The 22,219-nt window shown below is 33.8% G+C and carries 20 protein-coding genes, 2 tRNA genes, 2 rRNA genes and 2 riboswitches; of the genes, 5 read left to right on the plus strand and 19 right to left on the minus strand.

The features are described 5' to 3' along the window. The 7 genes from BED47_RS12770 to guaA all read right to left on the minus strand — a co-directional run. Window positions 1-65: ribosomal RNA gene (locus BED47_RS12770) — 16S ribosomal RNA — on the minus strand; the annotation flags it as partial. A 347-nt stretch (window positions 66-412) separates the two neighbouring features. Beyond that, a complete protein-coding gene (locus tag BED47_RS12775) occupies window positions 413-2,098 on the minus strand; it encodes a glycerol-3-phosphate dehydrogenase/oxidase (RefSeq protein WP_069033982.1) in 1,686 nt (561 codons plus the stop codon). A 132-nt stretch (window positions 2,099-2,230) separates the two neighbouring features. Next, window positions 2,231-3,721, minus strand: coding sequence for a glycerol kinase GlpK (glpK, locus tag BED47_RS12780; protein WP_069033983.1), 1,491 nt, complete (start codon window positions 3,719-3,721; stop codon window positions 2,231-2,233). Window positions 3,722-3,739: 18 nt separating this feature from the next. Then, window positions 3,740-4,564, minus strand: coding sequence for an MIP/aquaporin family protein (locus BED47_RS12785; protein ID WP_069033984.1), 825 nt, complete (start codon window positions 4,562-4,564; stop codon window positions 3,740-3,742). Between the two features lie 310 nt (window positions 4,565-4,874). Further along, entirely contained in the window at window positions 4,875-5,432 is a 558-nt protein-coding gene (locus BED47_RS12790; protein ID WP_069033985.1) for a glycerol-3-phosphate responsive antiterminator, read from the minus strand. A gap of 111 nt (window positions 5,433-5,543) precedes the next feature. Continuing rightward, window positions 5,544-6,872, minus strand: coding sequence for an NCS2 family permease (locus BED47_RS12795; RefSeq protein ID WP_091024967.1), 1,329 nt, complete (start codon window positions 6,870-6,872; stop codon window positions 5,544-5,546). A 170-nt stretch (window positions 6,873-7,042) separates the two neighbouring features. Next, window positions 7,043-7,142: riboswitch (purine riboswitch) on the minus strand. A gap of 279 nt (window positions 7,143-7,421) precedes the next feature. Next, window positions 7,422-8,957 (minus strand): glutamine-hydrolyzing GMP synthase, encoded by a 1,536-nt coding sequence (gene guaA, locus BED47_RS12800; protein ID WP_439097784.1) that lies wholly within the window; start codon window positions 8,955-8,957, stop codon window positions 7,422-7,424. Window positions 8,958-9,103: 146 nt separating this feature from the next. Beyond that, window positions 9,104-9,206: riboswitch (purine riboswitch) on the minus strand. 190 nt (window positions 9,207-9,396) lie between these two features. On the opposite strand from guaA, the gene BED47_RS12805 reads away from it, so the two are divergent. Both BED47_RS12805 and BED47_RS12810 read left to right on the plus strand, forming a co-directional pair. Continuing rightward, window positions 9,397-9,744, plus strand: a complete 348-nt coding sequence (locus BED47_RS12805) for a DMT family transporter (RefSeq protein WP_069033988.1) — start codon at window positions 9,397-9,399, stop codon at window positions 9,742-9,744. Between the two features lies 1 nt (window position 9,745). Next, window positions 9,746-10,066 carry a DMT family transporter gene (locus tag BED47_RS12810; protein WP_069033989.1) on the plus strand — a complete coding sequence of 107 codons (321 nt, stop codon included), beginning with the start codon at window positions 9,746-9,748 and terminating at the stop codon, window positions 10,064-10,066. Between the two features lie 40 nt (window positions 10,067-10,106). Here BED47_RS12810 and BED47_RS12815 read toward each other — a convergent pair whose 3' ends face one another. Both BED47_RS12815 and BED47_RS12820 read right to left on the minus strand, forming a co-directional pair. Beyond that, window positions 10,107-10,865: a peptidoglycan recognition protein family protein gene (locus BED47_RS12815; protein WP_069033990.1), complete on the minus strand. Its 759-nt coding sequence runs from the start codon at window positions 10,863-10,865 to the stop codon at window positions 10,107-10,109. 147 nt (window positions 10,866-11,012) lie between these two features. Further along, entirely contained in the window at window positions 11,013-11,414 is a 402-nt protein-coding gene (locus BED47_RS12820) for a hypothetical protein (RefSeq protein WP_069033991.1), read from the minus strand. Window positions 11,415-11,646: 232 nt separating this feature from the next. Here BED47_RS12820 and BED47_RS12825 point away from each other — a divergent pair, with 232 nt between their 5' ends. Next, window positions 11,647-12,498 carry an ATP-dependent DNA ligase gene (locus tag BED47_RS12825; RefSeq protein WP_069033992.1) on the plus strand — a complete coding sequence of 284 codons (852 nt, stop codon included), beginning with the start codon at window positions 11,647-11,649 and terminating at the stop codon, window positions 12,496-12,498. Window positions 12,499-12,917: 419 nt separating this feature from the next. On the opposite strand, the gene groL is transcribed toward BED47_RS12825, so the two are convergent. Both groL and groES read right to left on the minus strand, forming a co-directional pair. Continuing rightward, entirely contained in the window at window positions 12,918-14,543 is a 1,626-nt protein-coding gene (groL, locus tag BED47_RS12830) for a chaperonin GroEL (protein WP_069033993.1), read from the minus strand. Window positions 14,544-14,602: 59 nt separating this feature from the next. Next, entirely contained in the window at window positions 14,603-14,887 is a 285-nt protein-coding gene (gene groES / locus BED47_RS12835; protein WP_025672094.1) for a co-chaperone GroES, read from the minus strand. Between the two features lie 274 nt (window positions 14,888-15,161). Between groES and BED47_RS12840 the strand changes: the two genes are divergently transcribed. Continuing rightward, window positions 15,162-15,833, plus strand: coding sequence for a CPBP family intramembrane glutamic endopeptidase (locus BED47_RS12840; RefSeq protein WP_069033994.1), 672 nt, complete (start codon window positions 15,162-15,164; stop codon window positions 15,831-15,833). A gap of 41 nt (window positions 15,834-15,874) precedes the next feature. Here the strand turns inward: BED47_RS12840 and BED47_RS12845 are convergent, their stop codons facing one another. Further along, window positions 15,875-16,501 (minus strand): redox-sensing transcriptional repressor Rex, encoded by a 627-nt coding sequence (locus tag BED47_RS12845; protein WP_025672092.1) that lies wholly within the window; start codon window positions 16,499-16,501, stop codon window positions 15,875-15,877. A 161-nt stretch (window positions 16,502-16,662) separates the two neighbouring features. On the opposite strand from BED47_RS12845, the gene BED47_RS12850 reads away from it, so the two are divergent. Next, the gene (locus BED47_RS12850; protein WP_069033995.1) at window positions 16,663-18,588 is read left to right on the plus strand and encodes an ABC-F family ATP-binding cassette domain-containing protein; all 1,926 of its coding nucleotides are present in this window, start codon (window positions 16,663-16,665) and stop codon (window positions 18,586-18,588) included. A gap of 216 nt (window positions 18,589-18,804) precedes the next feature. Here BED47_RS12850 and tsaD read toward each other — a convergent pair whose 3' ends face one another. The 7 genes from tsaD to rrf form a co-directional block, all read right to left on the minus strand. Continuing rightward, complete coding sequence (tsaD, locus tag BED47_RS12855; protein WP_439097785.1) at window positions 18,805-19,827, minus strand: tRNA (adenosine(37)-N6)-threonylcarbamoyltransferase complex transferase subunit TsaD; 1,023 nt, start codon at window positions 19,825-19,827, stop codon at window positions 18,805-18,807. Continuing rightward, on the minus strand, window positions 19,824-20,276 hold the full coding sequence (gene rimI, locus BED47_RS12860; protein WP_069033997.1) for a ribosomal protein S18-alanine N-acetyltransferase: 453 nt from the start codon (window positions 20,274-20,276) through the stop codon (window positions 19,824-19,826). Before rimI ends, tsaD begins: the two co-directional genes overlap by 4 nt. Before the next feature lie 9 nt (window positions 20,277-20,285). After that, window positions 20,286-20,978 carry a tRNA (adenosine(37)-N6)-threonylcarbamoyltransferase complex dimerization subunit type 1 TsaB gene (tsaB, locus tag BED47_RS12865; protein ID WP_069033998.1) on the minus strand — a complete coding sequence of 231 codons (693 nt, stop codon included), beginning with the start codon at window positions 20,976-20,978 and terminating at the stop codon, window positions 20,286-20,288. Continuing rightward, the gene (gene tsaE, locus BED47_RS12870; RefSeq protein ID WP_056470004.1) at window positions 20,959-21,426 is read right to left on the minus strand and encodes a tRNA (adenosine(37)-N6)-threonylcarbamoyltransferase complex ATPase subunit type 1 TsaE; all 468 of its coding nucleotides are present in this window, start codon (window positions 21,424-21,426) and stop codon (window positions 20,959-20,961) included. The genes tsaB and tsaE overlap by 20 nt, the downstream gene beginning before the upstream one ends. Before the next feature lie 409 nt (window positions 21,427-21,835). Beyond that, a tRNA-Asp gene (locus BED47_RS12875) sits at window positions 21,836-21,911 on the minus strand. Between the two features lie 4 nt (window positions 21,912-21,915). Then, window positions 21,916-21,992 (minus strand) — tRNA-Met (locus BED47_RS12880). 32 nt (window positions 21,993-22,024) lie between these two features. After that, window positions 22,025-22,140, minus strand: a 5S ribosomal RNA gene (gene rrf, locus BED47_RS12885). Between the last annotated feature and the right edge of the window lie 79 nt (window positions 22,141-22,219).

Below are 22,219 nucleotides of genomic sequence, written 5' to 3' on the forward strand. Positions count from 1 at the left end.
TCGACTTGCATGTATTAGGCACGCCGCCAGCGTTCGTCCTGAGCCAGGATCAAACTCTCCATAAAAGTTAAGTTTAAATCTTGTATTGCTCAAAAAACTAATAATTGACGTTTACTTCATGTTTTGTTTAGTTTTCAAAGTTCACTTCATCGCTTCAGAAGCGACTTATAAATCATATCATTTAAAGCTTGTTTTAGTCAACAACTTTTTTAAATGTTTTTTGTTTTTTTATTTCATTTGTTTTCCCTCGTTTGGGACAACATAGAATAATATATCAGCTATTTAAATTAATTACAATACTAAAATAAAAGAACTATTATTCAGAATGTTCCATTTACCTGAGCTCTTTATTAACAATAGTTACTATATTCACTTTAATAGGATGCTTCATAAAGAAGCATCCTTTGATCCTTTAAGCTAACGTTGCATTCTTCTTAAATTTCCCAATTGGTTTCACTGCTTCTACTAATGCTTGATCTAACTCTGTAGTGTATTTTGCTTTTTGTTCCTTACTCCACTCTAGCTTTATTGACATAAATTCAATTACTGAGTCTCTCCATTCATATACCCAATGAATATTGAAGAACAATGCACCAGTACGACGTATAAAAAAGTCGACTGGTTTTACAACCATCTCAAAGTCTATTGCATATAAAAGCGGTACGAAGACATCTAAAGGTAAATTATATTGATTAGCCACCATTCTGTATTGACTTGCTAACTGAAATAATGTATCAACATTGGAACCATAAAATTTTGTAAAACGTTCAGCTTGATTTTCTGACAAACCATACTTGATTCCTTCTTTGGTTTTTTCAGAAATATATTTAGAAAATTGTGATGCTCCACCTACATGTCCACCAGAGATAGGCATATGTTTTGTCTTACTTTTTATATAGTTAGAATTGTATCCTTCCTTTTTTAGTAATCCAATTACATAGTCAATTACCGTTTCGGCCATTTTTCGATACCCCGTTAACTTTCCACCAGCAATTGTTATTAAGCCAGAATTTGAAGTCCAAATTTCATCTTTGCGTGAAATTTCGGATGCACTTTTCCCTTCTTCATATATTAACGGACGTACCCCTGCCCAACTTGATTCTATATCCTTTTTCGAGATATTTATTGTTGGAAACATATAGTTGATTGCATTGATAATATAGTTACAGTCTTCATTAGTCATTTGTGGTTTCGCAGCATCTTCATTATAAAATGTATCTGTTGTACCAACATATGTCTTTCCATCTCGAGGAATCGCAAATACCATACGTCCGTCTGGCGTATCAAAATAGATTGCTTGACCGAGCGGGAAACGGCTATGATCAATAACTAAGTGAACACCTTTAGATAGCTGTAATACCTTACCTCTCTTTGATTGATCCATTTCACGTAGTGAATCAACCCAGGGTCCCGCTGCATTTACAATTTTTTTGCCGTATACTTCATATACTTCACCATCCAATAGATCAACGACAATTACACCGCATACTTTACCATCTTTATATAAGAAACCATCTACTTTAGCATAGTTCACTGCTTTAGCCCCATGAGCAATTGCTTCTTTCATTACCTCAATTGTTAGACGAGCATCATCTGTGCGGTACTCTACATAGTATCCGCCACCTTTTAACCCTTCTTGTTTTACAAGTGGCTCTTTTTCAATCGTTTGTTCACGATTAAACATTTTTCTGCGTTCACTTCTTTTTACACCAGCTAGGAAATCATAAATCCTTAATCCTATTGATGTACTATATGCACCAAATGTACCACCTTTATGGAAAGGTAATAACATCCATTCTGGAGTTGTTACGTGAGGACCATTTTCGTAAACAATTGCACGTTCTTTCCCAACTTCTGCTACCATTTTTACTTCTAATTGTTTTAAGTATCGTAATCCACCATGTACAAGCTTAGTTGAACGACTAGATGTACCTGCTGCAAAGTCTTGCATTTCAAATACGATTGTTGATAATCCACGTGTACTAGCATCTAAGGCAATACCAGCTCCAGTTATACCTCCACCGATTACGATTACATCTAATTCTCTTTTATTTACTGTTTTTATGACATCTTTTCGTAGTGCACCTGAAAATTTCATGGCTTTTCCTCCTTAAAATACGAAAAAAAGAGACCACAAACATCACTATAGAAATTCTTCTATAGCATGTTGTGGTCTCTCTAAATCTCCTACCGAAATATTAACTTGTTTCTATTTTAACACTATACTATGTTATTTGAAAGCTTTTGTTGCTTCTATTGCTTTTTTCCAACCACTGTATAGTTCTTCTCTTTTATCATCTTGCATTTCCGGTTTAAATCTCTTATCCATGTTCCATTGTTTTGAGATTGTTTCTTGATTTTCCCAATAACCAACAGCTAGACCTGCTAAATAAGCTGCACCTAAAGCAGTTGTTTCATTTACTTCAGGACGTTCAACTGGGACATCTAATATGTCACTTTGGAATTGCATTAAGAAATTATTCTTAACTGCTCCACCATCCACACGTAAAGTTTTTAGTTCAATACCCGAATCAGCTTCCATTGCACATAATACATCTTTGGTTTGATAAGCTAATGCTTCCAGTGTTGCACGAATAAAATGTTCCTTCGTTGTTCCACGAGTTAATCCAAAAACCGCTCCCCGTACATCACTATCCCAATAAGGAGTACCTAGACCAACAAATGCGGGTACAATATAAACTCCATCTGTAGATTGAACTCTAGTAGCATATTCCTCACTATTACTAGCATCTTTAAACATGCGCATTCCATCACGTAACCATTGAATAGCGGAACCTGCTACGAAAATACTTCCTTCTAAAGCATATTCAACTTTTCCATTTAGGCCCCATGCAATTGTTGTTAATAAGCCATGATTAGATTTTACCGCTTTTTCACCAGTATTCATTAACATAAAACAACCAGTACCATAAGTATTTTTCGCCATTCCTTCGCTAAAGCAAGCTTGACCAAATAACGCAGCTTGTTGGTCACCAGCTATCCCTGCAATAGGTACATTTTGACCAAAGAAATGGTAATCAACAGTATGGCCATATACTTCAGAAGAAGATCGTACTTCTGGAAGCATACTTTTTGGTACCGTTAGCATTTCAAGTAGCTCATCATCCCAACTTAAGTCATGAATGTTATACATTAATGTACGTGATGCATTTGAATAATCTGTAACATGTACATTGCCTCCAGATAATTTCCATACAAGCCAAGTATCAATTGTTCCAAATAATAATTCACCACGTTCTGCTTTCTCTCTTGCACCTTCTACATTATCTAGAATCCACTTAACTTTTGTTCCAGAGAAATAGGCATCAATTAAAAGACCTGTTTTTTCACGAACAACCTCTCCATAGCCTTTCTCTTTTAGATCATCACATATCTCACTCGTTTGACGTGATTGCCACACGATTGCATTATAGATTGGTTTTCCAGTTGTTTTGTCCCACACAACTGTTGTTTCGCGTTGATTTGTAATACCTATACCTACAATTTGCTCAGGTTTTACATCTGCTTCACTTAAACAAGTAGCAATAACAGCTAAAATTGACCCCCAAATTTCTTGCGCATTATGCTCAACCCATCCTGGCTTTGGAAAATGCTGTGTAAATTCTTTTTGTGCAACATGGACTATTTTGCCATTTTTATTAAATAGAATTGCACGAGAACTTGTTGTACCTTGATCTAAAGAAAGAATGTATTTATTCATAATCGTCCCATCTCCTCATTAAGCTACTACTTTTCTATTATTTGTATGACTTTGACTCTTTTTACTTGTTAAATAAGAAACTATTAAAATACCAACTGTTACAATTCCTAAATAAATAATTGCAGAGTTATGCTTACCTTCAAAAATAATTTGATAGAATAATCCTGCAAGTGATCCTCCTAATGCTGGCCCAACAACTGGAATCCATGCGTATTTCCAATTTGAACCCCCTTTACCAGTAATAGGTAATAAAAAGTGTGCAATGCGAGGTCCTAAGTCACGAGCCGGATTAATTGCATAACCAGTCGTTCCGCCTAATGATAAACCAATGCTAACAATTAAGAAACCTACGATAAAAGGATTTAAACCATCTGCAAATTTATTTGACCCAATTGCTAAAATACCAAAAACTAAGATGAACGTTCCAATCAATTCACTTAAAAGATTTGCAAATGTATTAGGAATAGCAGGACCCGTTGCAAATACACCTAATTTTGTTCCTGGATCTTCTGTTTCTTTCCAATGAGGTAGATAATGTAAATAAACAATTGTTGCTCCGATCATAGCACCAATCATTTGTGCTGCAATGTATTCGGGTACTTGACTCCATGGAAATGAGCCTTTAAAAGCTAATGCTAAAGTAACAGCTGGATTTAAATGCGCTCCACTAATACTTCCTACTGCATAAACAGATATTGCAACTGCTAGACCCCATCCTAGAGTTATTACAATCCAACCTGAATCCTTAGCAAATGATTTTTTTAAACTTACACCTGCACAAACTCCTCCACCTAAAACAATTAGCAAAGCAGTTCCAATTAATTCCCCTAAAAATCCTGACATAATTTCACTCCATCCACATTCAATTTAAGATTAAGTTTTCTCGTGAGCGAAAATAAATCGAATGGCCATTCTTTTTAATAATAACTCTGTTAATATAGAAAAGAAGTATTGAGACAACGAGTATGATATTAGTGCATACCAATTATTAACTGAGCCTAAAAACAAAAAGACCCACAATCAATCAGCTTCTATTAATAAATAGAAACAATTAATTGTGGATCTCTTCATTTCTCCGTCACGTTTATTAACTTGTCTTTTATGCTAACCTCAAATGAAAGCGGTGTCAACAAGAATTTTCACATTTCTGCCATTATTTTAGGAATTTTTTCCATAAGTCTTTATCCGATGTTGTAATTGCAGTAGCACCAGCATTTAAAGCTGCATCCACATCTTCAACAGTTCTTATAAATCCACCAGCTAAAATAGGTATACCAGTTCTTTCTTTTACCTCTCCAATAACATTCGTAAGCGCTCCTGGTAACACTTCAATGTAATCGGGCTTTGTTTTTTCTAATAACAAAAAACTTTTTTCCATTGCTCCGGAGTCAATCAAAAAGATCCGTTGGATGGCAATAACCCCTTTTTGCTTAGCCTTTAAAATAACATTGGATTTTGTAGAAAGTAATCCATCTGGCTTGTATTCTTGACAAAGAAATTCCGCTGCATGCCCATCACTTTGTAAACCATGTATAAGGTCGACATGTAAAAATACTTTCTTTCCATGTTGCTTAGCAAGAGAAACTACACTTTTCAATTGACCAATATGAATATCAAGAATAACAATATATTTATACGGTGTAGTTAATAATTTTTCTAAATCCTTTATTTTTCTAACGGCTGGTAGAATCTTTTGTTCATGAAAATCCATCAATATTACCCCTATAGAATTTTTTACTTTTATAGTACACAATTAAAAAAAAAAGAAAAAGCCTGTACAATGAAAGAATTTTCATTGTACAGACTATTTTTAACTTTAGATCTACTCTCTGAAATACGCTAAGAATAATAGGAATACTACAAACAACACATACATTACAGGATGAATTTTTTTCGCTTTTCCAGCAGCAATCATTGAAATCGGATAGAAAATGAATCCAACTGCGATACCAGTTGCAATACTATAAGTTAGAGGCATTGCAATAATTGTAAAGAATGCTGGAACAGCAATTTCGAACTTTTTCCAATCAATTTGACCAATAGATGAAACCATTAAAACTCCGACTACGATTAAAGCAGGTGAAGTTACCGCTGCAGTTACTACTCCTAAAAGTGGTGCGAAGAATAATGCTAATAAGAAAAGAATACCTGTTACTACTGCTGAGAATCCAGTACGTCCACCAGCAGCTACACCAGCAGTTGACTCAATATAAGAAGTAGTAGTACTTGTACCTAAAGTTGAACCAACTACTACAGCAGTTGCATCAACCATTAATGCTTTACCAGCTCTTTCAAGTTTGTTTTCTTTTAATAATCCAGCTTGGTTAGCTACAGCTACTAATGTACCAGTTGCATCAAAGAAATCTACAATAAAGAAAGTTAATACTACAGCAAACATTTTACCTGAAGAGAAAACATCTGGAATATGTTTAATTGCTTGACCAAATGTTGGAGCAATACTTGGTACTGGACCAACAACTGAAGATGGTAAGTCGATAATTCCAAAAATCATACCTGCGATTGCAGTAATGATCATACCTAAAAATACACCGGCTTTTATTTTTCTAGCCATTAAAACTACAGTAATAACTAAACCGAAAATCGTTAATAAAACAGCAGGTTCATTTAATTTACCAAGTGATACGAATGTCGCAGGGTTACTTACGATAATACCTGAGTTTTTTAAACCGACAAAAGTAATAAAGAATCCAATACCGCTACCAATTGCTAATTTTAATTCAATTGGAATTGCATTTATAATTTGTTCACGAAGACCAGTTAATGAAAGAATGATAAAAATGATACCTGATACGAATACGCCAGCTAATGCTGTTTGCCATGGAATACCCATTCCAAGAACTACGTTAAAAGCAAAGAATGCATTTAATCCCATACCTGGTGCTAAAGCAATTGGATATTTCGCATATATACCCATTAAAATCGATCCGTATGCTGCAGCTAATGATGTAGCTACAAAGATTGCCTCTTTATTCATTCTTAAAGCTTCTGGGAAATCCTTAATATCTGATAATGATAAAATTGATGGATTTACAAATAAAATATAAGCCATTGCTAAGAATGTAGTTAAACCAGCAATTGTTTCTTGACGATATGATGTGCCTAACTTGTTGAACTCAAAATAATTACTGATACGTTCTTTCATGTGATCCTCCTAAGTTTTAGTCTTAAAAGTCGGTCTCTATTTTATAAAATAGAAAAGGCACTTTTACACAAAGGTAAAAGCGCCTATCACGAGCAGTTTCATTCTGAAGTTATTAACCCTAGAATAATAGAATAATAGCAACATAGTGGGTTAATTACTTTCAGAAATCATTACTTCGTAGTCCGCCATTTTACGGTGGCGGGTAGAGACGCTAGTCCATATTTACTAGCCTATACGACAAGTTTTGACAAATTATTTATTTAATTTACATCCTTATATTACAATCAGTTTTAGTTAGTGTCAACAAAAAAACGAACATTTTTTATAAAATATTCGTTTTCGTTCGTTTTTACCATATTTTAGTTATTCTATTATACTTAATCATTAGGATATTAACGTATCAGTAAAATAAATCATGTAATTCACTGTAAATTCTAATAATTATTGTACTATAAATTGATCAATAATAAAAATTTTTAAAACTCTAATTACAAAAAAAAGCTATAATCCCTTAGAAGAGATTATAGCCGTTTTAAATTATTCCCACTCAATCGTTGCAGGTGGCTTACTAGTTACATCATAAACTATACGGTTTACGTGTTTAACTTCATTTACAATACGAGTTGAGATTTTTTGTAGTACATCCCAATCAATACGTGCCCAGTCAGCAGTCATTCCATCGATCGACGTAACTGCACGAATACCTACTGTGTAATCATACGTACGTTCGTCACCCATTACACCAACACTACGGATGTCAGGTAATACCGTGAAATATTGCCAAATTTCTTTATCTAAACCAGCTAAAGCAATTTCTTCACGTAAAATTGCATCTGATTCACGAACGATTTCAAGTTTTTGATCAGTAATTTCACCTAATACACGAATTCCTAGACCTGGTCCTGGGAATGGTTGTCTCCAAACGATTGCATCTGGAATTCCTAATTCAGTTCCAACTGCACGTACTTCGTCTTTAAATAATGTATTTAAAGGCTCAATTAACGTGAATTGCATGTCTTCAGGTAATCCACCTACATTATGATGTGATTTGATTGTTTGAGCTGTAGCCGTACCGCTCTCGATAATATCTGTATAAAGAGTTCCTTGAGCTAAGAAATCCATACCTTCTAATTTAGCTGCTTCATCATCAAATACATAGATGAATTCATTACCGATAATTTTACGTTTTTCTTCTGGATCAGAAACGCCAGCAAGTTTACCTAAGAAACGCTCTCTAGCATCTACTTTAATTACGTTCATGTTGAAGCCTTCGCTAAACGTCTTCATAACGCCTTCAGCTTCATCTTTACGTAATAAACCATGGTCAACGAAGATACATGTTAATTGATCACCAATTGCTTTGTGAATTAATACTGCAACTACTGAAGAATCAACACCACCACTAAGTGCACAAAGTACTTTTTTGTCGCCAACAGTATTACGAATATTTTCAAGTTCAACTTCAATGTAGTTTTTCATTGACCAGTTTGCTTCACATTCGCAAATATTGAATACGAAATTCTTTAATAGATCATTTCCATATTCAGAGTGACGAACTTCCGGGTGGAATTGTACACCATACATTTTTTTAGCTTCGTTACTCATTGCAGCGATTGGGCAAGAAGCACTAGTTGCATCTACAACGAATCCTTCTGGTTGTTGCATTACTTTATCACCGTGGCTCATCCAAACTACATGGTCTGAAGGCAGGTCTTTTAATAAAGCAGACGGATTTTGAATATTTAATTCAGCTTTACCGTATTCACGTTGGTCAGCTCTAGCTACCGTTCCGCCAAAATGTTGCGTCATTAACTGCATTCCGTAACAAATACCTAAGATTGGAATTTCTAAATCAAAAATTGCTTCATCACAGAAAAAAGCATTTTCGCCATATACGCTATTTGGTCCGCCAGAGAAAACGATCCCTTTAGCACCCATTTGCTTAATTTCCTCTGCAGTTATTGTATGAGGACGTAATTCACTATAAACGCCAAACTCACGGATACGTCGTGCTATAAGTTGGTTATACTGACTTCCAAAATCTAGTACTACAATTGTGTCATGTTGTTGCAAAACGGTCACCCCATCTATATATATTGAATTAACGTATCAGTTAAACTGATACTATTTTTCCCAAAAAAAATAAAAAAAGCCGATTTTCTACTCTTTTTACATACGAAAAATACGCATAAGAAGGCAGAAAATCAGACTTAAATTAAACAAAGTCAGACTGCCTTCATAGTCAGGGCATGTTACGGCGCCCCGGTAGAGACTCTCGACCCGTATTGTCGAGGATATATGAAGAATAATGACGAATATTGTATTATTGTCTCATTCTAACAATGTATAATTTTTCGGTCAAGGTATTTCAATGCATAAAAAAAATAAATTTTTGTGGAAACGTTACAACTTGTCATGAATAAGATTATAGTGTATCTTTTAACTAACGAACGGTAGGTAGTTTATTGAGTCAAAATCATTTATTTAGTCTGCTATAAAGGGGAGATATTTTATGAGTTGGATTTACTTAGTTATAGCGGGGGTTTCCGAAATTGCCTGGGCATTTGGACTAAAATACTCAGAAGGATTTACAAATTTGTTGCCAACAATTTTAACGATTGCTGGGATCCTGTTCAGCTTTTATTTATTTTCAAAAGCAATAAGAGATATTCCAATAGGTACTGCCTACGCAGTTTTTACAGGAATCGGTGCCGCTGGGACAGTTATTATTGGAATGTTATTTTTAAATGAATCTGCCTCTATATTGAAAGTTGTTTTGGTAATTACATTATTATCCGGAATTATTGGCTTAAAATTAACTTCAGATGATAAAAAAGCAGAGAAAGGAGATGCAGCATAAAATGGCTTGGTTATTTTTATTTATTGCGGGTTTGGGTGAAGTCGGCTTTGTCATTTTTATGAAGCTATCGAATAATTTAAAAAAACTTAACTACTCCATTTTGTGTATTCTATCTGGATGGACTAGTTTTTACTTATTATCAAAGGCCTTAAAGGTTATACCCGTCGGAACAGGCTATACAATCTGGACTGGTATAGGTGCCGCTGGTTCTGTTTTAATAGGCATGTTGTTCTTTTATGAATCACGTGAATGGAAAAGACTATTATTTATCACATTGGTAATTGGTTCTGTTATTGGTTTAAAAATCATCTCACCTCATTAAAAAAATCCCTATTTGAAAAAGAAATAGGGATTTTTGTCTTTTAAAACAGCTTTCCCCAAGTGTTTTTTCCAACAATTCCATCGACAACTAGTCCATTACTTGCTTGAAATTTTTTAACTGCATTTTCAGTAACTGGTCCAAAAATTCCATCTGCTGTTATTTTTAGTTTTTGTTGAACCTTTTTTACAGATTCACCTCTTGATCCTTCTTTTAAAATACCAGGGTATGGAATTGAATCTGTCTGAGTTATCGGGGGATTTAAGATGGCATTCACTTGTGCTTTAAACTCGTTAAATTGCTCTGGGTGGTCTATGAAGGTTTTTGGACATGGCTTATGTGTTATGTCATAATGTCTTACAATGTCATTTGCATTTAATTTAAACATCTTACATAATTCAGCAATTACTCTGATCGTACGTGTTAATGTGTATTGTGAAATAGTACCATCCTTTTCGACACACATTTCAACTCCAATTGAAAGCTTATTTGCGTTCGGAGCTAGTGCATCCACCCCTCTAAATACACCACCATTACTATTTCTTTCATAATGATCATTTGCATGATAAGCTACTTCATCAAGCGGAATAATACAGATTGCCTCTTTCGAATCAACAAAAATATGAGCAGATGCATATGTTTTATTTTTAATCGCTATACCGTTAAAATACCTTTGGTGACTTTGTGCACTTGCCCCCGGATTGGCTGTCCAATGCAGCACAATTTTTCTAACTTCTTTCAATTTTATTGACGGCCTCGTATACTTGTTCATCGAAATATAATCATTTCTCCAAGTTGCCAAAATTAGCACTCCTTTTCAATATTGGCATGTCCAAACAATTTCCATCCGAATACTTGGACATGTATATTAATACAGTATTCTAAAAGATAAAATTCGTTACATAAAAAAAGAGAGTATTAGATACTCTCTCGGAATACTTGATACTAATTACTTTTTTAGTGGTTTAACATAAATTGCTTGTGAAGAATTAACAGATATACATCCATCCAAATCCTTCTCTTTTAACAATCCCAAATTAATAGCAGACTTGATCTTATCTCCATCTGGTTTTCTTACAATTTGTATTAAATCAGTCAAGTTTAGTTCTTCTAATTTATGAATTGTCTTATCTTCATTAAATTTCTCTTTTTTTCTTATGATTCGTTCAAGTTTTAAATTATTAATAATTAGTTCACCTTTTTCATTCATTCCAACTTGATGATCAAAGTATCCATGAAAAATCTTTTGTAATTCTTCTAACTGATTTTCAATATCTTTCTTTTTTTGACTCAAATCATAGTACTCGTTCAACATCGGTTCGGTAATTTTGAAATTATTTTTCCTCCCCATTTCATAACACCACTTTTCATTAGAAGATAATTAATCTTATTGTGAAATTAGACGAGTTATGACTTGAAATACATTAGAAATAAAAGTACATTAACTAGTGGAAGACTAAAAATAGAATGAATTATTGCTATAAAAGAAAATAAGAAAATTTATGTTATTTATATATATCAAATCAAAAAGAAAGGAATCTTGATTATGTTGAAAAGCAACAATCATGATAGCGAAATGAAAAATGTTTATTGAACCAATGCTATTACAAAATGCTGATAAACCATTTGACTCTGATCAACATTATTTTGAATTGAAATCAAATGGTGTTCGAATGATGCTTGAAAGGCAAAATGGAAAGAATAAACTTTTTAATCGAAATGGTACGGAGATTACAGAGAGAATCCCTGAACTCGAAAATATCGAATTAGATGATTGTTACTTAGACGGTGTTTTAGTTTGTTATAATGACGGCAGAGAGGATTTTGAAGCTGCAACCAATCGAGTAAGTTTTATTCAAGAATACAAAATAATACAAGGAAGCAAACAATTTCCATTAACATATATCGTTTTTGATATTTTACGCCTTAAAAATAAAAACTTAATGAAAGAACCTTTATCTTATCGAAAAAAAATCCTTTCAGAAACTATAGTAGATCAAGAATCAATTAAAAAAAGTTTTTATATCGAGTCGGAAGGTGAGATGTTTTTTGAGCAAATTAAAACGCTTGGACTTGAAGGTATAGTAGCTAAATCAAAAGATTCCACTTATATACCAGCACATCGATCACTAAATTGGTTAAAGATCATTAACTGGAGATATAGTAACTACTATATAACGGGATATAAAAAACAAGGAATGGGATTATTAATCTCGGAATTAAAAAATGGTGAGTATGTAAATGTAGGGATAGTAGAGTTTGGGATGAATATCGGCCAAAAAACAGCTTTCTTTAGTCTAACTAAGCATATAAAAACTGGGGAAGACAAAAATTATATTTATGTAGAACCGTTAGTTCGATGTGTGATAAAAAGTAGAGGTCAATTAAATAGCGGAGAATTAATTGAACCAATTTTCCATGATTTTATTGTTTAAAAATAACTTTTTAAAAGTAATGATCTACCCCCCTTTAAATGTAGAAAGTATTAGTAGCTTTTTACTTATATGAAGGGGTTTATTTTTTTCTATCTAAATATAAGCCATAATATGATCAACCAAAATGGTATAGAAAATAAAAGACCAAAAAGGCATCCTCTATATAAACCAAAATTCATCTAAATCATCCTTAAAAAGTTATTTGATATAATTGCAATATTGCATCAAAGATTTTCTGCTATTATCAAATTTACTATACATATTTAAACGATATTTAGTCAATAAAGCCTTAGTTCTATTTAATTCAATTTCTTCATCAAATACCTGTTAGTTATTCTCATTATGGACTACACCGATCGTAAAAGTGTTGCAATTATATGCAAAAAAAAACCCTTGATTGCTCAAGGGTTTATTCTTTATTACATCATGCCGCCCATGCCCATGCCGCCCATGTCAGGCATTGCTGGAGCATTTTTCTCAGGAATGTCAGCTACTACTGCTTCAGTTGTTAAGAACATAGCTGAAACAGATGCTGCGTTTTGAAGTGCAGAACGTGTAACTTTAGTTGGGTCAACGATACCTTCTTCAATCATGTTTACCCATTGTCCGTTAGCAGCATTGAAACCAACGCCAACTTCCGCACTTTTTAATTTCTCAATAATTACTGATCCTTCTAGACCAGCATTTGTAGCGATTTGACGAACTGGAGCTTCAAGTGCACGTAATACGATGTTGATACCTGTTGCTACGTCACCTTCTGCTTCGATTGCAGCTACTTTATTATATACGCTCATTAATGCAGTACCACCACCAGCTACAATACCTTCTTCAACTGCAGCGCGTGTAGAGTTTAATGCATCCTCAATACGTAATTTACGCTCTTTTAATTCAGTTTCAGTTGCAGCACCAACTTTGATTACTGCTACACCACCAGCTAATTTAGCTAAACGCTCTTGTAATTTTTCGCGATCAAATTCAGAAGTAGTTTCTTCTAATTGAGCACGGATTACGCCGATACGTCTTTGGATTGCTTCAGTTTCACCAGCACCTTCAACGATTGTAGTGTTTTCTTTTGTTACTACAACTTTTGAAGCACGACCTAATTGAGTGATGTTAGTTGTTTTAAGATCTAATCCTAATTCTTCTGTAATCACTTCACCGCCAGTTAAGATCGCGATATCTTCTAACATTGCCTTACGACGGTCACCGAAGCCAGGAGCTTTAACAGTAACTGCATTGAACGTACCACGTAATTTATTTACGATGATTGTTGCTTGTGCTTCGCCTTCAACATCCTCAGCAATGATTAATAGTGGTTTACCTTGTTGAACAACTTGCTCAAGTACTGGTAAAATTTCTTGAATGTTTGTTACTTTTTTATCTGTGATTAAAATATATGGATTTTCTAATTCAGCGACCATTTTCTCTGAATTTGTAACCATGTAAGGAGAAGAGTATCCACGGTCAAATTGCATACCTTCAACTACTTCTAATTCAGTTGTGAAACCTTTTGATTCTTCAAGAGTAATAACTCCATCGTTACCAACGCGCTCCATTGCTTCAGCAATTAATTGTCCAACTTCTGGATCCGCTGAAGAAATTGCAGCAACTTGTGCGATTGACTCTTTACCTTCAATTGGTTTTGAGATTGTTTTTAATTCTTCGATTGCTACAGCAACTGCTTTTTCGATACCTTTACGGATACCCATTGGGTTTGCACCAGCAGTTACGTTTTTAAGACCCTCACGAATCATAGCTTGAGCTAAAACTGTCGCAGTTGTTGTACCGTCCCCAGCAACATCATTCGTTTTGCTAGCAACTTCTGCAACTAATTTTGCACCCATATTTTCAAATGCATCTTCTAATTCGATTTCTTTTGCGATTGTAACACCATCATTTGTAATTAATGGAGAACCGAATTTTTTCTCAAGAACTACGTTACGTCCTTTTGGTCCTAAAGTTACTTTTACAGCATCAGCTAAAGCGTCTACACCACGTAACATTGCGCGACGTGCTTCTTCACCAAATCTAATGTCCTTTGCCATGAAAATGACCTCCTTATAATATAAAAAATATATTTTTTAATTTAAGTATTATTATTTTATTAACCTATGATTGCAAGTATATCGTTTTCGCGAAGTACTAAGTATTCAGTACCACCGTACTTAACTTCTGTTCCTGAATATTTAGAGAAGATAATGCGGTCACCTACAGATACTTCTAAAGCTACGCGCTCACCATTTTCAAGTACTCGGCCAGTACCTACTGCAACAACTTTGCCTTCTTGTGGCTTTTCTTGTGCACTACCTGGTAACACGATACCACTAGCAGTTTTTTCTTCAGACTCAACAAGCTCAATTACAACACGATCACCTAATGGCTTTAACATGTGTAATACCTCCTCAATAATCAAATCATTATTTTTTAGCACTCATGTATATTGAGTGCTAACACAATTATTAGTTTAAATAATATCAAAAAATTTTGCAAGCCCGAAGCAGGCACTTTTCTTGTCGAAATTTAATAAGTTTTTTTCTTTACAATCAAAAGTAAAATAAAAAGTGAAAATTTCTTTTAAGAAACATAAGAAACGAGTAAAATAATGTACGTGTTGTTATAAACCTTTGGGTTCTGAAAAATATCAACACAAAGGAGCTATCGTATTGAAAACTAGAGATTTATGGATTTTATTAACGTATGTCGTTCTTCAATATTCAGCGGTATTTGGAGTGCCCTATTTATTAAATAGTAACTTATACGCTGGAGTGGATCAGAAAACGGCTTCTCTTGAAGCAGTGGCATTATGGGGTTGTATTAGTTTCGTAACTGGATTAATTATTATCCTTATCTTATTACATAAGCCCATTTATGAAGGAATAAAGCATTTAAAAACTAATTATCGTACAATAATAAATTGGGTTGTTTTAGGTTACTTCATAACAATGCTAACTCAAATTGTTTGTAATTTAATTTTAATTTATGTGTTTCATTTACATAAGGGCTCAGAAAATACTCAAAATATCATAAACATTGCAAAGCTTAATCCGGCTTTTATTATCATCCCAAGTCTAGTTGCACCAATTTTAGAAGAGATTATTTTTCGTCGAATCATTTTTAAGAGGCTTTATAATCGTTTACCATTTATTATATCTGCTGGAATTAGTTCAGCGATCTTTTCGCTTATGCACGGTGACTTGCCCTTCTTTTTATCTTACTTTCTAATCGGTTTTGTATTTTGTTACTTGTATAAACGAACAAACTCAATTATGGTACCAATCTTAACACATATGTTAATGAACTCTTTTGTCGTTTTTCAGCAAATCAATTTACATTAAAAACCCCCAATTCTTTTGGGGGTTTTTGTATTAATATAAATTTATTGTTGTAAAAAATATGCCAATGTTTGCAGTTCAACTGCTAAGTCTATATGATGAATGCGAATATGTTCTGGTACACTAATTCGTGCAGGTGTGAAATTTAAAATACCTCTAATATTTTTTCCATTTAATCGATCAGCTATTGATTGTGCTACAGGTGCAGGAACAGTTAAAATAACGATTTGAATATCTTCATTCATAACTTCCTCTAGATTATCTAGATTATAAACGGGTACTCCACCTATTTCAGTACCAATTTTATTTGGATCAATATCAAATGCCATCTCAATTTTTGTATTATTATTTTTTATAAAATTATAGTGTAAGAATGCAGTTCCTAAATTACCAACACCAATTAATGCAACTTTCATAACTTCATGCTGGTTAAGCGCTTTCGAGAAAAAAGTTAATAAATAATTTACGTTATAGCCATAACCTTTTTTACCAAGTGCTCCAAAATAAGAAAAATCTCTTCTGATTGTAGCGGAATCTACCTTTACTGCTTCACTTAACTCTGCTGAAGAAACTCTTTGTTTACCTGATAAAGACAAATTCTTTATAAAACGGTAATATAAAGGTAGACGTTTAGCAGTAGCTTGTGGAATTTTAATTTGTTCCGAATCCATTTTTTAATCCCCCACTTACTGTAATTCTTTTTACTATGGTGTGTAATTTAACTTTATTTTAGTAATAAAGTACTTGTTCTAATGTAAAATATACACTATATTTAAGAATTTTGACAGTCTACAGTTACATACATAAAAAATTTTGCAATGAGGTGTTATCCATGATTCTTTTACAAGTAAATAATGTCTCAAAGTATTTTGGTAGTGACATTATACTTTCAAATATAAAATTAGAAGTTCAAACGAGTGATCGCGTTGCCATTGTTGGTCGAAATGGTGCGGGAAAATCTACATTATTGAAAATCATAGCAGGTGAAATATCTTATGATGGCGGTGAAATAAATAAACCTAAAGATGTTACTGTAGGCTACCTAGCCCAAAACACTGGTTTACAAAGCAATCAAACGATTTGGGAAGAATATTATTCTGTTTTCAATCATTTAGTAGAGATGCAAGACAATATGAGAAAATTAGAAGTTAAAATGACAAGAGAGGATGTCTATTCTAACCAAGCCGTTTATGACAAGGTTATGAATGAATATGATCATCTTCAATATACTTTCAAAGAAAACGGTGGTTACCAGTTTGAAGCAGATATTCGTTCAATTATTAGAGGTTTAGGTTTTAGTAATGAAGATTACGAAACAAAAATTTCTTCGTTAAGTGGTGGACAAAAAACAAGACTGGCATTAGGTAAGCTATTGTTGACGAAGCCTGACTTGTTAATTTTGGATGAGCCTACTAACCATTTAGATATTGACACTCTTAGTTGGTTAGAGCGCTACTTACAGTCATACCCTGGTGCAGTATTAATCGTTTCCCACGATCGATATTTCCTTGATCAAGTTGTTAATATTGTTTATGAAATATCTAATCATAAGCATCAACGATTTGTTGGTAATTATAGTAAGTACCTTGAGCTAAAGGCAGCTCAATATGAACAAGAGTTAAAACAGTTCGAAAAGCAACAAGAGGAAATCTCTAAACTTGAAGATTTTGTGCAGCGTAATATTGCACGTGCATCAACTACAAAAAGAGCTCAAAGTCGTAGGAAACAATTAGATCGAATGGTTCGATTAGACAGGCCACTTGGAGACGAGTCTTCTGCTAATTTTTCATTTGCAATTGAAAAACAAAGCGGTAATGATGTGTTGTCTGTACAAGATTTATTTATTGGCTATGATCGTATCCCAACAATTGATCAGCCGATGAGATTCGTTCTGAATCGAGGCGATAGTGTCGCATTAGTCGGTCCAAATGGTGTTGGTAAATCGACATTACTTAAAACAATTATTGGAGATTTAGAAAAATTACAGGGTACGATTGATTTTGGTGCAAATGTTTCAGTTGGTTATTATGATCAAGAGCAAGCAAAACTAACTTCTAATAAAAGAGTTTTAGATGAACTTTGGGATGATTATCCATTAAAGGCCGAACAAGAAATCCGAACAATATTAGGTAATTTTTTATTTTCTGGAGATGATGTAACAAAAATTGTTACTTCTTTAAGTGGTGGAGAAAAGGCAAGATTAGCTTTGGCTAAGCTTATGATGAAAAAAGCTAATTTCCTAATTCTGGATGAGCCTACTAACCACTTAGATCTAGATAGTAAAGAAGTATTAGAAAATGCTTTATTAGATTACCCTGGAACTATTTTATTTGTTTCTCATGATCGTTACTTTATGAACAGATTATCCACAAAAACTTTTGAACTAGCAAAAGCAGGATTATCAATTTATTTGGGTGATTATGACTATTACCAATTTAAGAAAAACGAAGCATTTGAAAAAGAACAAGCAGAAAAAGAGGCTACATTCTCACAAGTTAAACAAACTTCTCAACCAGTTTCTGATTATCAACAAGACAAAGAATTGAAGAAAAAAATCCGTCAAACTCAGCGCCGTATAGAGGAAATTGAGAGTAATATATCGCAAATTGAGCTTGATATAGAGACGATTGAACTAGAATTATGTAAGCCAGAGGTTTACGGTGATTTTCAATTAGTACAAGAATTAACAATTAAGAAAAATGATATCGAAGCTAAGTTAATAGACCTAATGGAAGAATGGGAAAACTTACAAGAATAATGTCTAAACGGATAAGCTTTTTGCTATCCGTTTTTTCTTATCTACATATTTATCCACATATATTCAATTATTATTTAGCTTTTACACAGGTTTATACACATTATCCACAGAAAAACAGTAATGTTATACACAATTTTGTGCACATAGTTTAATAAGTTTTTAACAAATAAAAAGTACTTATCCACATTTTATTAAAAAATTGTGAATAAGTACTTCTTACATATTTTCTAAATCCAAACCTGGATTCCCGTTTAATGCCAAATTACCTAGTTTTCCTTGTTTTAAACGAATAAATGCAGCAGCACCAATCATCGCAGCATTATCTGTACAAAGTGATAGTGGTGGTATAACTAATTCTATATTATTCAAAGCATTCATCTCTTCTTGTAATGTAGCTCTCAACCCTTTATTAGCTGCAACTCCTCCGGCTAATAAAACTTGTTTTACATCATATTCTTTTGCAGCTTGAATTGTTTTTGAAACAATTACTTCAATTACACTCTCTTGGAAACTTGCTGCCACATCAGCTGGTGATACTGCTTCGCCTCTTTGCTCAGCATTATGCATATAATTAATAACTGCTGACTTTAATCCACTAAAACTAAAATCATAGCTACCCTCTTCTAACCATGCTCTAGGAAAAGGAATGGTTGCATTTCCTTCTTGTGCGAGACGATCAATGTGAGGACCACCTGGATAAGGTAATTTAAGTGTTCTAGCAACCTTATCATAAGCTTCTCCTGCTGCATCATCCCTTGTTTCACCTATTACCTCAAAGACGCCATCTTCCTTCATGTAGACAAGCTCAGTATGTCCACCAGAAACTACTAAGGCTAATAGCGGATATTGCAGGGGCTGTACAAGTTGATTAGCATAAATATGACCTGCAATGTGGTGTACACCTATAAGCGGTAATCCATGTGCAAATGCAATTGCTTTTGCCGCATTTACCCCAATTAGTAACGCTCCAACAAGTCCTGGACCTTCTGTAACCGCAACTGCAGCTAGATCCTCATATTCTACCTGTGCTTGCTTCATTGCTTCTTCGATTACTAAAGTTATTTGCTCAACATGTAATCGTGAAGCAACTTCAGGTACAACTCCACCAAAACGTTTATGAATATCGATCTGAGTAGCTACTACATTACTTAAAATTTCATTTCCATTTTTAACAACTGCTGCTGAAGTTTCATCACAGCTTGTCTCTATAGCAAGAATTAAACAATTTTCATTTATCATTTCAAATTCACCCACATAACTAATGCATCCTCAAAATTATCTGTATAATAGCTTTTTCGAATACCACCATCTTGGAATCCCAGCTTTCGATATAGTCCCATTGCTACATGATTTGATACCCTTACTTCTAATGTTAATGTATCAGCTCCAAGATTTTTAGCAGTTTCCATTACCGCCCGAAGTAGCTTTTCGCCAAGACCTACTCCCCTATAATCTGGTAAAATAGCTATATTTGTAATATGTCCCTCGTCAATAACCACCCATAATCCACAATAACCAATTATTTTCTCATCAACTTCAGCCACTATATAATTAGCAAATTGATTTGAATATAATTCATTATAAAAAGCATCATATGTCCATGGTGTAGGGAATGATAGTTTTTCAATTTCTACTATTTGATCTAAATCTTCTTCTTTCATTTTACGAAAAGCAACCGATGAGATCATAATATCCTCCTACTTTTCTTGGCTTGCTAGCCAATTAGCTTCTGCTTCTGATAATCTTAAATATTCTGGTGCAAAATTATGAACTGATTCTTCTTTTTCTTCTAAGCTACATGTATACAGTTCACTTGGTCTCTGGTTATTCAAACTTTCTTTTGCAAAGACCGCTTGATCTTTTAAATGCTCAATAATAAATTCTTTATGAATTGATACATCATTACCAATAAATAAGATTTGTTCATTATAAGATTTAAGCTTTTCAATCCAGATACTTCGGTCAATATTGCAGTCTTCTAATACCTCATTAGTAACCTGTCCTCTAAAATCATAAAGACCTGTAAATAATAAGTTGCGTCTTGCATCAAATAATGGGCAAACTAATCCATTAAAATATCGTCCGTTAGCAGCTAATACCTTCAAACTTGAAACCCCGATAATTGGAATATTTAAAGTGAAAGCTAATGATTTAGCCACAGTGACACCAATGCGTACACCTGTATAAGAGCCTGGACCTTTTGCAACTACTATTTTAGATAGTTCCTTTGGTTTTATATTGCATTCTTCCATTAAAGTACTAATGGCTGGCATTAATCGTACAGAATGGTTTTTATTAATAAATGTTATCGTTTCTCCAATAACAGATTGATCTTTTATTAGACTAATTCCCATAACATTTGTAGATGTATCAATTGCTAAAACGGTCATTGTTTATTAACTCCTTACAAATAAATTCATACCTAGATCCACTTGGAATAAAAGTAATCATTCTACCATTTTCTTCATGAGTTATTATGATTTTTAAGAATTCATTTGGTAAGTAATCTGAAATTAAATGAGCCCATTCTACAACACAAACACCTTCACCCATAAAATACTCATCAAAGCCTAAATCTTCACTACTACCTTCTAAACGATAAACATCCATATGATATAGAGGAATTCTACCTTTATATTCTTTGATAATATTAAAAGTTGGACTATTAACCGTTCTTTTTACATCAAGACCTTTAGCAAAACCTTTTGTAAAGGTGGTCTTTCCAGCACCAAGATCTCCTTCTAATAATATTACATCTTTTTGTTGCACTAATTGTCCGAGAAAAAATGCAATTTCTTGAGTTTCTTCCTCAGTATTTGTATGTAAAACAATTTCCAATTACTTCACCACCAAAATTCTAACTCGTCTATTTCTAACTTTGCCATATTATATCATTTCAAAACATTAAGCGGATGTCAAACAGTAATATTCTTTTGAATAGTTTAAATAAATTATTGAAATTTATATTTAGGTTGTTTTCGTTTATTTTGTTACTTCTCTCGCATTGCGTATGTCGTAAGCAGTGTCTTCTAGTCGCATAGACTCCTTGTTGATCTCTTACCTACCATCCCACGTTTACTAATTAAGGTTGAGTTAAGCAGTCTTTGCTTTTGTCAGCTTCTGTTTTAAACAATTATAATCGTTAAAAGTAATACTGTACGAAATTAAATCTATTTATATATTACTCATTTCCAATATAATAAAAAAAACGAAACAATTTTTTGTTTCGTTTTAAGAATCGTATGTATGGCGGTCCCGACCGGGATCGAACCGGCGATCTCCTGCGTGACAGGCAGGCATGTTAACCGCTACACCACGGGACCAATTTGGTTGCGGGGACAGGATTTGAACCTGCGACCTTCGGGTTATGAGCCCGACGAGCTACCAGACTGCTCCACCCCGCGATAATTAGGAATTTATTTCCAAAAAAATTCAAACCAGGCGACGTTCTACTCTCACAGGGGGAAACCCCCAACTACCATTGACGCTGAAGAGCTTAACTGCCGTGTTCGGTATGGGAACGGGTGTGACCTCTTCGCAATAATCACCTGATTTGTATTGAGTTGTACTTCGTACCCTCAAAACTAGATAATGTCATTATCAAACTTGTTAGTTAAGTCCTCGACCGATT

Origin of the sequence: Gottfriedia luciferensis (assembly GCF_001712755.1) — a bacterium.
Lineage (GTDB): Bacteria > Bacillota > Bacilli > Bacillales > Bacillaceae_G > Gottfriedia > Gottfriedia luciferensis_B.

Excerpts from the sequence above, each read along its gene's own strand:
- BED47_RS12775 (WP_069033982.1), bottom strand. The coding sequence starts at position 2,098 with ATGAAATTTTCAGGTGCACTACGAAAAGATGTCATAAAAACAGTAAAT.
- glpK (WP_069033983.1), bottom strand. The coding sequence starts at position 3,721 with ATGAATAAATACATTCTTTCTTTAGATCAAGGTACAACAAGTTCTCGT.
- BED47_RS12785 (WP_069033984.1), bottom strand. The coding sequence starts at position 4,564 with ATGTCAGGATTTTTAGGGGAATTAATTGGAACTGCTTTGCTAATTGTT.
- BED47_RS12790 (WP_069033985.1), bottom strand. The coding sequence starts at position 5,432 with ATGGATTTTCATGAACAAAAGATTCTACCAGCCGTTAGAAAAATAAAG.
- BED47_RS12805 (WP_069033988.1), top strand. The coding sequence starts at position 9,397 with ATGAGTTGGATTTACTTAGTTATAGCGGGGGTTTCCGAAATTGCCTGG.
- BED47_RS12810 (WP_069033989.1), top strand. The coding sequence starts at position 9,746 with ATGGCTTGGTTATTTTTATTTATTGCGGGTTTGGGTGAAGTCGGCTTT.
- BED47_RS12820 (WP_069033991.1), bottom strand. The coding sequence starts at position 11,414 with ATGGGGAGGAAAAATAATTTCAAAATTACCGAACCGATGTTGAACGAG.
- BED47_RS12825 (WP_069033992.1), top strand. The coding sequence starts at position 11,647 with ATGTTTATTGAACCAATGCTATTACAAAATGCTGATAAACCATTTGAC.
- groL (WP_069033993.1), bottom strand. The coding sequence starts at position 14,543 with ATGGCAAAGGACATTAGATTTGGTGAAGAAGCACGTCGCGCAATGTTA.
- groES (WP_025672094.1), bottom strand. The coding sequence starts at position 14,887 with ATGTTAAAGCCATTAGGTGATCGTGTTGTAATTGAGCTTGTTGAGTCT.
- BED47_RS12845 (WP_025672092.1), bottom strand. The coding sequence starts at position 16,501 with ATGGATTCGGAACAAATTAAAATTCCACAAGCTACTGCTAAACGTCTA.
- BED47_RS12850 (WP_069033995.1), top strand. The coding sequence starts at position 16,663 with ATGATTCTTTTACAAGTAAATAATGTCTCAAAGTATTTTGGTAGTGAC.
- tsaD (WP_439097785.1), bottom strand. The coding sequence starts at position 19,827 with ATGATAAATGAAAATTGTTTAATTCTTGCTATAGAGACAAGCTGTGAT.
- rimI (WP_069033997.1), bottom strand. The coding sequence starts at position 20,276 with ATGATCTCATCGGTTGCTTTTCGTAAAATGAAAGAAGAAGATTTAGAT.
- tsaB (WP_069033998.1), bottom strand. The coding sequence starts at position 20,978 with ATGACCGTTTTAGCAATTGATACATCTACAAATGTTATGGGAATTAGT.